This window comes from Aeromonas sp. QDB39, from assembly GCF_027707585.1.
In the GTDB taxonomy this organism is placed as follows: Bacteria; Pseudomonadota; Gammaproteobacteria; order Enterobacterales; family Aeromonadaceae; genus Aeromonas; species Aeromonas hydrophila.
In genome coordinates, this window is the sequence record NZ_JAPCIV010000004.1 from 78,056 (window position 1) to 91,172 (window position 13,117).

12 protein-coding genes are annotated in these 13,117 nt (G+C 50.3%); 4 read left to right on the forward strand and 8 right to left on the reverse strand.

From position 1 onward, the window contains the following. Positions 1–27: 27 nt before the first annotated feature. Complete coding sequence (locus PG899_RS03480) at positions 28–921, reverse strand: helix-turn-helix transcriptional regulator (protein ID WP_103259622.1); 894 nt, start codon at positions 919–921, stop codon at positions 28–30. A gap of 552 nt (positions 922–1,473) precedes the next feature. Between PG899_RS03480 and PG899_RS03485 the strand changes: the two genes are divergently transcribed. Beyond that, complete coding sequence (locus tag PG899_RS03485; RefSeq protein ID WP_156139772.1) at positions 1,474–2,112, forward strand: hypothetical protein; 639 nt, start codon at positions 1,474–1,476, stop codon at positions 2,110–2,112. A 629-nt stretch (positions 2,113–2,741) separates the two neighbouring features. Here the strand turns inward: PG899_RS03485 and PG899_RS03490 are convergent. The 6 genes from PG899_RS03490 to PG899_RS03515 all read right to left on the reverse strand — a co-directional run bounded on the left by PG899_RS03490 (position 2,742) and on the right by PG899_RS03515 (position 7,118). Beyond that, positions 2,742–3,200 carry a hypothetical protein gene (locus PG899_RS03490; RefSeq protein WP_158657305.1) on the reverse strand — a complete coding sequence of 153 codons (459 nt, stop codon included), beginning with the start codon at positions 3,198–3,200 and terminating at the stop codon, positions 2,742–2,744. 263 nt (positions 3,201–3,463) lie between these two features. Further along, entirely contained in the window at positions 3,464–4,705 is a 1,242-nt protein-coding gene (locus PG899_RS03495; RefSeq protein WP_103259623.1) for a tyrosine-type recombinase/integrase, read from the reverse strand. A gap of 491 nt (positions 4,706–5,196) precedes the next feature. Further along, the gene (locus tag PG899_RS03500; protein WP_226031393.1) at positions 5,197–5,631 is read right to left on the reverse strand and encodes a DUF2787 family protein; all 435 of its coding nucleotides are present in this window, start codon (positions 5,629–5,631) and stop codon (positions 5,197–5,199) included. After that, positions 5,628–6,248 carry a hypothetical protein gene (locus PG899_RS03505; protein WP_226031394.1) on the reverse strand — a complete coding sequence of 207 codons (621 nt, stop codon included), beginning with the start codon at positions 6,246–6,248 and terminating at the stop codon, positions 5,628–5,630. Before PG899_RS03505 ends, PG899_RS03500 begins: the two co-directional genes overlap by 4 nt. A gap of 22 nt (positions 6,249–6,270) precedes the next feature. Next, positions 6,271–6,573: a YkvA family protein gene (locus PG899_RS03510; protein WP_029304363.1), complete on the reverse strand. Its 303-nt coding sequence runs from the start codon at positions 6,571–6,573 to the stop codon at positions 6,271–6,273. Continuing rightward, the gene (locus tag PG899_RS03515) at positions 6,570–7,118 is read right to left on the reverse strand and encodes a hypothetical protein (protein ID WP_226031395.1); all 549 of its coding nucleotides are present in this window, start codon (positions 7,116–7,118) and stop codon (positions 6,570–6,572) included. Before PG899_RS03515 ends, PG899_RS03510 begins: the two co-directional genes overlap by 4 nt. 317 nt (positions 7,119–7,435) lie before the next feature. Between PG899_RS03515 and PG899_RS03520 the strand changes: the two genes are divergently transcribed. From PG899_RS03520 to PG899_RS03530, 3 genes are all read left to right on the forward strand, one after another. Continuing rightward, positions 7,436–7,819, forward strand: a complete 384-nt coding sequence (locus tag PG899_RS03520; RefSeq protein WP_226031396.1) for a hypothetical protein — start codon at positions 7,436–7,438, stop codon at positions 7,817–7,819. A 349-nt stretch (positions 7,820–8,168) separates the two neighbouring features. Beyond that, a complete protein-coding gene (locus tag PG899_RS03525) occupies positions 8,169–9,386 on the forward strand; it encodes a 3'-5' exonuclease (RefSeq protein ID WP_226031397.1) in 1,218 nt (405 codons plus the stop codon). A gap of 11 nt (positions 9,387–9,397) precedes the next feature. Then, on the forward strand, positions 9,398–10,111 hold the full coding sequence (locus PG899_RS03530; protein WP_226031398.1) for a DUF2971 domain-containing protein: 714 nt from the start codon (positions 9,398–9,400) through the stop codon (positions 10,109–10,111). Positions 10,112–10,656: 545 nt separating this feature from the next. Here the strand turns inward: PG899_RS03530 and PG899_RS03535 are convergent. Next, positions 10,657–12,870, reverse strand: coding sequence for an immune inhibitor A domain-containing protein (locus PG899_RS03535; RefSeq protein ID WP_252410993.1), 2,214 nt, complete (start codon positions 12,868–12,870; stop codon positions 10,657–10,659). Between the last annotated feature and the right edge of the window lie 247 nt (positions 12,871–13,117).

Below are 13,117 nucleotides of genomic sequence, written 5' to 3' on the forward strand. Positions count from 1 at the left end.
TAAACTGGGATCTTTGTCACAAATGGGTCAGGGCGGAGCCTGACTCATCAGGGTCAATAGATGGCGTAAATCACGGACGATCTGCTCATGGATAAAACCGGGCGAGATCACTGTGAGCCCCGGCATCCAGGACTTGATCACGGGCAGAATTTGATTGGCATCGAGCACGCGACTGCTCAATAACAGCGCACCGTCATCCAGGGTTTTGACAATCTCCTGCTCGGGCAGCAACGGGCGGTGCTGAAAGTTGATGGCGATAGAGGCACTGGCTTTGAGTAGCACCTCAATCATGCCGGAGCGCCAGAGCGTCGGATCGGTATCTATTTGCCGCTGAATAGGCGCATCGCGGGTAAAGGTCTGTTGTGATAGCTCAACCAGCGCGATGGAGCTCAGCGGATAGGCTTGCAACCGCCCCTCGCTGACGCCGACCAAGTGCCAGGTGCCCTTGTAATTGACGAGCTGATAGGGGCTAAACAGCTGCTTGCGCTGGTCTTTGGTGATGAGCCAGCATTGCAGATGGTGGGTCAGTGCCTGCTCTAATACCGGTAACTGATGACTCAGTGAGTCGGTGGACTGAGCATCGAATCCCTTGATGGCGAAGAGGCTTGGGGTGCCTCTGTCTAGCAGCTGACCCAGACGATGTTCACTGGCGTGGGGGAACAGGTCGGTGATGCCCAACTGCTCGGCCAGCTTTCGCACCTTTCCGTCGTTCTTGTGATTGAGGAACCCAGTATCCAGCCAGTATTGCTGGCTGCGATGCTCTATCGGTAAATAACTGAGGCGTTGATTGAAATCCCGCTGCAGGGTGCGCACGGTGACGTTGTACTCGGTGGCCAGATCACTCAGGTGTAGCCTCTCACCGCTGTACAGGCGGGTGAGGAGCATACCGAGGCGCTGAGCAATCTTGTCGTGTTCGTGCATACCATCACAGAAGGGAAATAACCGTGTCGCGGATTATCCAAACAGGCCGCGACACGGCGTGACGAATTGGCTGGCAGGTAGTTTTTCGCAAAACCCATCATCGGCGATGGGCTTTTGTCATCAGGTGAGGTTTTTTTTTATCAACCGGCGAGGAGCGGTTGAGAAGGCTCATAAGCCACGACAGATTTTGTGTAGCGGTTTGTCGGGACGGTCGCTGAAAACGGATCATTGGGCGGCTAAACAGCGATACCGGTATCTCACCGCTGAAGGAGATACCGACATACTTAGCTGGCCTGCATGTACAGGACCAGAAATTGACCAAGCAGGGTTTGGTGCGTATCCTTACACAGAACAACTATGTCAACCGCTGACGAGGTTGGATGTTGAAATTCAGCGGAGTCGGGACGGCCTATCAAACCAATTATCAGACACAGGTCCATACAACACCAAACTCGTGACGAACTAAACTATAGGTAAAAACTTTTTGAACAACCTCAAACCACATTAATGAAGATTTATTTTAGTTCAATTGGTTAAATATTAAGGTACGGGATGTCAGTAATACTCATAACCTTGCTTGTTTGTTTTGTAATATCACTTTTCTTTGGGCGATTCAGAATAGAACGCTATCCCCGCTATACGACAGTGAGACGACATGCCAGGAAAGGCACATGGAATGGGGTGAGAAAGCATTCACGTCGGATTTCTGATGGCACTCGATGGGTCTGGGTTCCGCACAATACAACAAAAAGGATTAATAATCAATGCACTAAAGTTGTGCATGAACGTGACCCTGACATTAGTTTTAAGCCATTTGAAAAGGCTCAAAACACACATGACAACACACTAAAAGAAATAGTGAAATCGAAATCTGTATCAGTCGATTCTGATATAGGTAATGCCAGTAAAGAACCGCCAATCTCAGCATCGATTGAAAATAAAGATAAAATCCAAACCCAGAAGGTGGAAAATAAATTTATTCATGTTGAAAGTGAGCAAAACCCTTTCGACACACGAGGTTATTATAGCTTTACAAAGCCTGAAAAACCTATTAGACGCAGTGACGAAACAATAGATGAATATCATCAACGAGTGCTGGAATGGGACGATCTTTACAATGCATCTTTAGATGAAATTATGAACATAAGGGATTATGATCAACGCCTGAAACATAGGATATTTGGTCAATGATTCATGGCTTTCGCGTTAATTAGCCATTGATGCAAAGCCACTCAACAACACCTGCACTAAAAATGCTGGATGATATCATGGCACCTGTTCACTGAAACGGTGTTGAAGGTATCAACTCCATCGGGATTGGATAATCCGTTTTCTCGATGCAGGCCCGCACAATGGCTCGCAGCCACTCCTGCGGGCACCGGCCCAGCTGCTTAGCGGTCTCTACCAATGACAGGATGGCAGGTAGTTTTTCGCAAAATCCATCATCGGCGATGTGCTTTTGTCATCAGTAGAGGGGTTTTGTTATCAACCGGCGAGAAGCGGTTGAGCGGGCCAGGAAGGCCCGGTAGGTGAGGTCGTTGCTGCTTGCCCATAGATAGGGCTGAGTTGATGCTATTGAGCCGCTTAACTGCGATACAGGTATCTCGCCACTAAGGGAGATACCTGTTGCTGCTCATCTTGATACTTTGGTCTGCCAGTCGAAAACTCCAAGCGTAACGGTCACCTTGGGCTGGGGACTTTGTGTCTAGTGGCTGATTTAGGAAAAAACGTCCTCATGAGGCTGAATATATATTTGTGACTACTCTGTTAATAATATGGCGGCTCTTGCTTACACAGGGTCAGAGTCAATATAAGTATATTTATATACAATTCAATCTTTCCGATGCTTTTGTAAACCCAATTAAACTAGCCGAATATCTGCGGTGACCACTAATATCTATATGAATTTCCCTTCCTTTTTTCATGTCATTGACTAAATGATGAAACATGTAAGTTGTAAAGGAATTTGTGTATTCAGGGCGATTGCCATTTTTTATCCATGCCCCATTGTCAACGGTTATTTTAAAAATAATCCCTGAGCTTATCCTTGATTTTTTAAGGGTAATGTCTGCCTTTATCTCGCCGCCATGGCAGCTTAAAACCAACTCACCTTCACCTTTATATAAATTTGTACCAATCATAACATTGCTCTTGTTGTAAGATTGTCTTTCTGTACCAGACCACCAATCTCCTGAGGAATATGCCTTAGTTGCTGGTAAACTAATGAAGATGAAAAATATTGTTTTTAAGTAATTCGCAATTGATTTCTGTTGGGCCATCCTTCATTTTCCTATTCGATGTGTCATCTAATTGAATAGTATTAAATCATAGATGTTTATACTATGATAGGAGTGTAGGTGCACACTATTTTTTTCGTTGATCTTATCCTTGGCAAAATGAATTTCTTGAGATAGTCGCTGTTCATGGCTGCTATCTTCTTTTTACGATGGATACTGGCTTGCTTTCATTCTTCAGCTCTGAGCATGTTCAGCGTCTGTGGTCACATGTCGGTATCTCACCGCTGAGTGAGATACCGACATACCTAGCTGGCCTGAACCCACTCGCCTTCTTCGGGAAGCGGCAGCGGCTTGGATGGTACAGAACTGGTCAGGGCATCATGGATGCAGTTGGCTATTTTCTGGCTGGTCTGCTGCATCCGTGTGTTATGCAGGTGAGCATAACGCAGTGATGTTTGACTGCTCCGGTGCCCGAGCTGGGATTGCACATCAAACAGGGTGCCGCCGTTGGAGACAATCAGTGCTGCGACCGAATGACGGCAGGTGTGCAAGCAAACCCCCTCCTTATCTATACCGGCTCGCGCCAGCATCCGCTGAAAACCCTTGGTGGGATTTTGCAATGGCTGCCCTTGCCGCTTGCCTGGAAACAGGTAGGGATTTCCCTGTGTTACCGGTAAGTAGTTCAACAGCTCCACCGCCATATGGTTAAGGTGCAACACACGGCTATGGCCGTTCTTGGTGTGGGGAATATATAGGGTCTTGTCCTCCTTGTTGTAGTGCTGCCATTTGGCCCTTGCCAGCTCGGCCCGGCGCAAGCCGGTGAGCAGCAACATTTTGACGTACTGACCGGTATAGAAACTCTCATGCTGATCGGCAGCCCGGAACAGGCGACGGATTTCATCTGGGGTGAAGTAGCGTTCGCGCCGATTGTTCTCTCGCAGCAACGACACCAAGGCGGCGGGATTGTCCTTGATCAGTCCGGCACGGGCTGCCCAGGTCATGATGGCCTTGAGCAATGCCAAAACGCGATTGCAGGTGGCCGGGGTGAGGCGTTTGAGCAACATCTGTTGCATGTTCTGGATGCGGGTAACGGTGATCTCTTCCGGGATCAGGTTGCCGAAGATTGGCCGTAGGTGATTACGGAAGCGATGTTCATCCGTCTTCCAACTGCGATTTCGTGATTGCAGATAGGGCAGATAGTCTTCCTGAAACAAATTGCTCAGGGTCTTCTGATTACGCTTGTCCTCCTTGGCTTGTTGCGGGTCAACGCCTTCGGCGATCTTGCGTTTGTAGTCGAGCGCGAGCTTACGAGCCGCGCTGACATCCAACGCGGGATAGTGCCCCAGGGCAATGGCCCGCTTGCGCCCATGTATTTGATAGCGCAGCAGGAACTTGCGGCGGCCTTCCCCTTTGCCCACCAGGCAGCGCAGACCGGTCACGTCGGTATCTGAATACTCCGCTTCGGTACTGCGGGCGTCATCTGGGTTTGGGGGCAGATCGGCAATCCGTCGATTGGTGAATTTAAATCGGGTAGGTGTTTCGTTCATGGTTCGCTCCTCAACATGTGAGCTGGTTAGACACGGCATAGGCCCCCTTCACAGTGGAAAGGAGGTCCAATCCCCGTCTCTGGCTTGGCGGTTGAAGTGGCCGTTGCTCATCGCGCCTTGGCCTGACTGGCCCGGCACGATGACAACGCGGGAAAGGTAAGTGAGCAGATGGCCGCCCCGGTCGCTACCCGGTCCGATCCCGTAAAAATGCTACCGAGCCCCGTGCCCGCCCCGCCCAAACGGAGGGAAACGGGGTTGGTTTTTCCCTTTGAGTGATTGGGCTTTTCCATCTCAACCCCGTGAACCCGCGAAATTTGCGGGAATAATGGGGGAGTTAATAAAGAGGTCGGGTTGCCCCGCACATTCACGGCGGGCCCCGTGCCCGCCCCGTGTGAGCGGGGGGAAACGGGGCTGGTTTTTCACTTATAGAGACTGAGTAATTCGACGCCAACCCCGTGAACCCGTGAAATTTGCGCATTAACAGGGAGGGATCATTCAGTGGCTACCCTGATCGCGTAGACACCCAGCGACAGGTAGGTGAGGAAATTGCCCTCCCATAATTCATAGAACTCACCCAACTCAGACAACGGCACCACATGCGCATAGGCAATCAGCCCTTCCTGGCTTGAGAAGTCAAAATCGACCTCCTTAGTCAATTCGGCATAGTCACCCATGCCGACATAGGAAAAGTCCGTCATATAGACCAAGGACCATAGATTTCCTCGGCGTTGCAGACGGATTTCCACCGGATGAAAGCCACCACTCTCCGGGCCATAACCCGGATCACGAAAGTTCATCGTGACAGCACGGGCTTGGTGCCATGTGGGATGGTGCGTGTTCAGCAGGTCGGTCAGACATACGGCGAACCGGGGTGAAACCGGCAGAGGGAGCCCCTGCCAGTTCAGTGCTATGTCACGGTTGCTCATGGCTGGGTCTCCTCACTGGCCGCCGGGTCTGCGGTTTCAACTTCACCCCCTGTCTCATCCATCTTGTCTGACAAACCGGCCTGGTCGTTGGCTGTTTCCAAAAACGGGGGCTCATTGTCTTCCTCGATGGTTTTCTCATCGGTCGTGTCATCTTGGCCCTTCTGCCCCTTGGCTTTTCCCTTGCGAGCCTGTTTATCCATATTGGCCGGTTCATCTAGCTGAGTAGACCAGTCGCTGAGGGATAGGCCGACCCGGTGGAACGGCGAGTTGGGCTCGGCGGCGACCAATAACTTTTCAGATCGCAGGATGGCGGCGAGGAAACCGTGGTTATTGGCACTGCCTCGAACAAACAGCGCCCTGAGTGCCACCGATTTGAATGGCGCATCCTTGAGGATATCCAGCAGTGCCAAGATGTCATCGAGCGATAACCAGTGCTTGCTGAACAGGCCGCCCGTGTCGTTGGCGGTAATGCGAAGCGCGTAGCGACCTTCATCGTTCTTGCCCACCTCGTAGTGCAGCAAACCACTGGCCCGAGCGCTTATCTTCGGTGCCTTAGCAGATTTAATAACAGTCCAGACCGGAGCAGCCGACGCTGCCGGTTGTGTGGCTTTAGCCATGATGAAATTCCTTCTGAAGGGATTACTTGAAGAAGTCAGCCGCTTTGCTGCGATGACCTTGATGGATATGACTGCCTAACGAGGCAATGGCACCGCTAATGACCCCCAGGTCATCGGTGAGACCCACGCCGGGGATAAAGTCCGGTACGGCATCGACCGGACAGAGCAAATAGGCGAGTGCGCTGACCACGATGGTCTTGACCCACACAGGCGTCTGCTCGTCGGCCATCAACAGGTAGAGCAAGACGGCCTGCTCAACCAGCAGCTTCATGCCCTTGATGTGTTTGAGCTTGGCGAGTAGCGAGGAGCGGTTTATCTCGGTCATGCGGCCCACTCCCCATCCCAGTCTGACTCCAGCGCCAGACTGACCACGCCATCGCAGATATCCAGGACCGGACCAGAGTTCCGGGCGGTGACGCTGAGCAACTTGAACACCGGATGGTCTTTATCGTGCAGCGCCACTTGTGTGCCCTCCAGAGCAATCCAGCGCTCCGGTAACGGCAACCAGTAGACGGCCTGCTCGGCGCTGTCCGTGGTAAAGCTGCTGTCACCCATATTCCAGATCTCTTCAAAAATGCCGTTGTCCAGGTCGTGGATGGCCTGACCGGAAAAGCGAGCTATCGATAGCACCAACTGCCCTATCTGATTAGAGGGCAGTTGGTGCAAGGTGTAAGTGTTGGTGTGACTGAAGATGGCAACCAGTACCGGCAGACCGGGCATTGGCAACGATTCCGGTACATAACGACCGTGGATGCGGATGGCTTTGACCAGCTGATGATGGCGCAGCAGTGCTCGCGACAGGGTATCCAGATAATCCTGAGTCGCGTTTTTGCCTTCGCCAATGGCATCGAACAATGAAAGTTCAGACATGGATATCTCTCCTTTGAATTTAAATAGCCGAAATGGCTATTGGATATCAAAGGATTTATATATGTTTAAGTTGATAGATGATTCGGCATTTGGTATATATTTAAATATTAATCACATATATTTCACATAGAGTTATTCTCGCGCGCGCGAGAATATATGGGTGAGAATTAATAATTGAGAAAGCCTATTTACATTCTTGAACTGGAGTCGTAGATTATAACTGACGATGACAACATGAGCACTGCGTTGATAGGTGAATGAAGATATTGTTGATCAGGTATGGGGAACCATTACTCGTATCTTGAAAGGAGATAAGCATGATTAATTTATTAAACCTGATTATCAATAAAACAAACGTTTATCATGTCAATGAGCTCGTAAGTCGTGATCATCGTGAAAAGTTCGATTTGAATTCATTTGAGGAGAGGATTAATCGTGCATTGAGATCTATATTTGGTGCTGAGTTGGATGATGTCTTTATTGGAGACCGATTCTACGCATACAAACTCAAACGGCGACTGGCAACGCGCAAAGAGAAGGTACAGTTGGGAAGGCTGATTGTGCGCATAATCCCAGAGCTAATTCCTGCCATCAGGAGCTATCCGCAGCGGTATCCTGAAGAGTTACGAACCTGCCGCCGTTTGTTTCAGTGCGTGAAGGCCAAGAAGCGATTGGCAGAGATTCTGGCGCTGATTGGATGATGTTAACCCCCTAGCCTTGGTTGGCTAGGGGGTTATGCGTTAGCAACTACGTTCAGCCATCAAAAAGGTTGACATATCCTCTTCGGATTTGCTCTATTTCGGCTGTTGAGGAATATTCGCCGGATAGTTTTTATAGGTGGGTTATGCAGGGAAAATTTGAGAATCCTGAAAATGTTGCTCAGGTGCTAGGGAGGGGAAGAATAAACATCCTCCACAATGAAACTGAAAGCCTAAGTTATTTAAATTCAAATATCCAGAATGGTGCGGCTTTATTCTTGACGACTTATTTTCACCTTCCATAACTCCAATGTTATCATCTTTACCCTTGATCGCTGCGACAGGAATCAATATGCATTCATCATTAATTATCAGCACGCCACTTTCAGAATGCCTGTTTATCGATATAGAAACAACAAGTCTAGATAAACCAGAAGTCATTGAGCTATGTATACGGAATATAAATGGAGTTGTTTATCATAATCGATTCAAACCGCAAAAGACAATAATTAGCAACAGTGCCTACGCGGTTCATAAAATATCTGATATTGATTTAATTAATGCTCCTTTATATACAGAGGAAGAGTCTACAATACTGTCCATCCTTAATGGGAAAAGAATTGTTTCGTATAATCTTGAATTTAACTTAAAAGCATTACTATTAAGCTCGGCAAATCCGAAGCTGATACGAAAATATATAGAAATGGAAACAAGTGGCATTTGCTTAATGAGTGCCATTAAATTTAAGTTGAAGCGATTTAAAGCTCTTAGTCTTATTGATGCTTGTGCACAGTTTGAAATATCGTCCCCCGCTCACGCGACTAAAAATGATACCTCGATGCTAATTGAATTGTATAAAAAATTTAAAAGTGTATTAATTAGCAATCCTGACGAATGGCTGCCCAACTTCATAGATATTGATTTTTTCAATCTTGCTCATTGTGAATTAAATAAACCTATTCCATTCTGGGCATCAAAAGACAATAAAAGGCAAGCATTATATCGACCACATACAAGTGGCGGAGTGGGTAAAATTGCTGAGGCTGATGAAGGCTTGAAGCACCAGCTTTCTCAATGGGCAAGTGCTGAATTCATGCTTCAATATAATGATGAAAAACTTCCTCTAATGAAAATAAATTTCATAGATGAACTAGAGCTAAAGATCACTCTTGAGAATGAGCGAGCAGCACATAACTTAGAACTGAATGAAAGTTTATTAAACGCCAAACCTGTAAAAAATAAAAAACTAAGATTGACGTTCAAAGAGTATAATTATCATAACCGTTATGCTGCCAACCCATATTTCAAAGGAGATTCTGAATTATATCAATGCAAATATTCCATGGGGGATACACTTTACTTGGATTCGATACCAAACTTTGATGATTTTAACTTTAGGTCTATTCATTTTAAGAATTTTTTAGGTGAAAACTGTGGTCAGTTACTTAATCTAACCCAAGATTGGATAAGAGTTTTTGGTTTGCTGGGTCAAGGTTTTCGAGCTGAGGTGCTAATTATTGATGACAATAAAACCAATACAAAAGTTGATGTTTATTTTTTCAAAGATTAGGCGGGGTGCTGATGAATCTTTATAAGTTTCAAACTGTAAATGATTGGTCAATTAATGCTTTAAAGAATTTCAGCTTGTTTTTTGCAACACCAAATAAATTAAACGATCCAACGGAAGGAATGTTTAGTTTGCTCGATTACATATCTTCTACGTCTGACATCCCAGATGTTTCTGAGTTGCAAAAAATAGGAATTCTGTCTATGGCGTCAGGAGATGACTCCTCAATTGAGGAGTCACCATTCATGTGGGCCCATTATGGGAATGCCTTGCAAGGTTTTTGTTTAGTATTTGATTATGATAAATTAACAAATTGTCTTGATGAGCATATTGAAAAATCTGGACATATAATATATCAAAAACATAGTATGTTGCTATCCAGTGACAACTTGATATCCGAATCGTGGGGGGTGGAAAAACCTCCTGGAGTCGATTTTATATGGCAAAATTTGCAGCGCATCTATGATGCATGCTTTTTTCACAAACCTTTACCTTTTGAAAATGAGCAAGAATTTCGTTTTATTTCAAAATCCTCTGGATTAATACCTTACGAACCTAGCTCATTGGTAAAGATAATTATAGGGAATAAGATGAGTTGTACCGATCGTGAAAGATTGGTTTTAGTTTTGTCAGAGTTGGGTATTAAACATAAAGTTGCTTTTGCAAAGGCACATATTAATAGTTTTAAGATTCACATCACATGCGATTGTCTAGTGGACCCTATCTAGCATTGTTGGCCGAATCGAATGCATATTTGGCTCATATGGCGAGCTGAATATAACGAGAACTCGGCTCACGACACAACCGGCATAACGAAAGAGGGAATATGCTGTTAGTTGGTAGAGATGATTGCAGATGACGGGGGCGTACTTTGCTATCTGTTGTCAGATGAAACAGCAGAGCAGGAGGCGGGGATTATTAATCCCGAGCTCGGTGAGCAACCTTGCCAGAGATTGACCAGAGACGCATAACAAAAAGGCCTCGCATTGAAAGCGAAGCCTTGTGGAGTGTGCTGTCCAGAGCTGTGGTATGGAAACTGTCATGGGGATTTTCAATCCCCTGCTCTACCGACTGAGCTATCTGGGCAACGGCGCGCATTAAACCCTTTCTGAACGGATGTGTCAACCGCAGGGCGCAGATAGTCGGACTGTTCGCTCGACAAGTGAGCAATCAGGGCGTTTGTTGGGCGGTTTGGCCCGTTTTCATCCTGGGCGGCAGGTCAGCAGATAAAAAAAGGGGGCCTGAGGCCCCCTGGTCACAACTGTGGTACTCCTCAGTGGCGGCTGACGATGATCCGCCCGGTGCTCATGTCACGGGCCTGGCCGGTGACGCTGATCTTGAGCCCGTATTCGGGCAGCAGGCGACCGGCATCCGGGATCTCCTTGCTCTGGTAGCTGCGGGAATCCTTGAACACCCGGTTCGGGGTGATCCAGAAGTCGCGCAGCAGGGAGCCGCTCGGGTGTTTCAGGTTGAGCGGTTGCTGGAAGCCCAAGCTGAAGGTGGCGTCGTGGATCTGGTAGCGGGTGCCGGCCACGGCGCCGTCGCTCCACTTGAGGGTGCGCTGATCCGCATCCACCACTCCGAGGAAGCCTTCACCCGGGTGGACACCCACCCAGTTGTTGGCCTGGCTGTTGTCCACGTACCAGAGCAGCATGCCCGGCTCGTAGCGCATCAGCTGGTCGGCCACGTTGATGTGGGCCAGCCCCTTGTCCACCCCGGCGTGGTTGCGCCACTCGGCCAGGTAGTAGTGATCCTTGGCCTCGTTGCCGTTGCTCTTCACAAAGCCGGCCAGGGTAAAGGCAGAACTGCCCTCGGCCCCGTCGCTCAGCAGGGTGTCGCCATCGGCGAGGATCTGCAGCTCGTCCACGAACAGCCCGTTTTCGGCCACGCCGCCATCGCTCTGGTATTGCAGAGTGAGGGTGACCTGCTGACCGGCCCAGGGGGTGAGATCGAACTCGGCATCGGTCCAGCCGTTGGAGTTGCCGGTGATGCCGATCCCAAAGCCCACCCTGTTGGGATCGTTGCTGGTGGTCAGGTTGCCCGCGATGGGTTGGCCATTGACCAGCACCCGGGCGTAGTCGTATCCCTCTTCAATCTGATACCAGGCCTTGAAGCCGAGGCTGGCGCTCTGTTTGCCGCTCAGATCCAGCTTGAGGCTCATGCGGTTGTCGAGGTTGTTGCCCTTGCCGCCGTGGTATTGGAATTGGCCAGCGTAGGGCGGGTTGAGCGGGATCTGCTTGGCCGGCAGGTTGATGCGCACCACGTCGTCGTTGCGTCCCTTGTCGTTGGCCTGATCCAGCATGTAGACGTTGCCGCGGGGGCTGAGATCGGCGAGCTGCACGTTGCTGCCGTGCAGCCAGTTGCCGCCGAGGGAGGCCTGCAGGAACTCCTTGGCCCAGGCGGAGAACCCGGTCGGCTCGGTGCCGCCGATGACCCCGGCCCAGGAGCCGGAGGACATGATGGACCAGGTTGCCACCGGTTCCCCCTTGCCGGTGTACTTGGTGTCGTACTCGTCCGGCAGCCCCAGGTCATGGCCATATTCGTGGGCACAGACCCCGGCCGCCGCATCGATGGGCTGGATGGTGTAGTCGTAGGCGGCAAACTGGCCGCCGAAGTTCTGGCTCGGGCTGCTGGTGCCGGGGATGGGGTAGGGGGCGCCCAGGTTCCAGCGATGGGCCCAGATGGCGTCTTCGCCGAGATCGCCGCCACCGGCCTCCTCGCCGACGCTGGAGTGGAAGATCATCAGGTGGTCGATGAGTCCGTCCGGCTCGTTGCGGTTGCCGTTGCCGTTGAGATCGTAGCGATCCTCCTGGTCAAACTGCGCCAGATCGATGGATGGGTCGTTCGCCACCTGGATCAGCGCCTCCTTCACCAGCTCCCGGATGGTGTTGGGGGTAGCGTTGGCGCCGTAGTAGGCCGCGTTCTTGTCGGCGGTATACCAGCCCGCCACCTGACCGCGCACGCTGTAGCTCTGGCCGGACTGCTGCTCGTAGAACTGGCGCATGGAGATGAACCGCTCGCCGTTCGGGCCGGCATAGCCCTTGGACGAGAACAGCAGATCGTTATAGTGCGCCGGGGTGTAATCCGGGTAGTACATCTTGGTGAGCTCGGGGCGCACGCTGTTCTTCGGGTAGTCGGGGAAGTCCACCAGGATGGCGAGGATCTTGTCCTTGCGCATCTGGCCCTGGTAGTGCTCCCGCTCGATGGCCTTGAGCAGCAGGGTGGGCACCCGATCACCGGGACGGGCGGTGCCGTTGAGGCGGATCTTCTTGAGGATGGTCTCGCGTACCTTGCCCTCTTTCACCGCCAGGGTGCCGCTGTTGCCCTGATAGGCCCGCGATTTCTCGCGATAGTAGCTGGCGAGGGCCGCCTGCTCCTGCTCGGGGGAGGCCAGGGTGGGGATGCGGCCGCTCTTCTTGAGCATCTCCAGCACCTTCACCTCGTCGGCCAAGGGGGCATCGAACGGACCGTGGACCGGGGCGGCCATGGCCTGGTTTCCAATCATAAGGGTTGAGCCGACAAGCAGGCTCATTATTGTTTTTTTAGGCATTATCTATGTGCTCCTTCACATGATAAAAAGGGAGCCTGGCTGGCTCCTCTTTCCGTACGGGCAGTGCTCCGCCCGCGTCCCTTGATACACCTCGTCCATGGCCTTTGTCACCGGGGCGGTGCTGGTGGATCCTGCTGATTTCAAACGGCTTGTTGCGGGGGTTGTGCGGTTTTCCCGTGTCTCG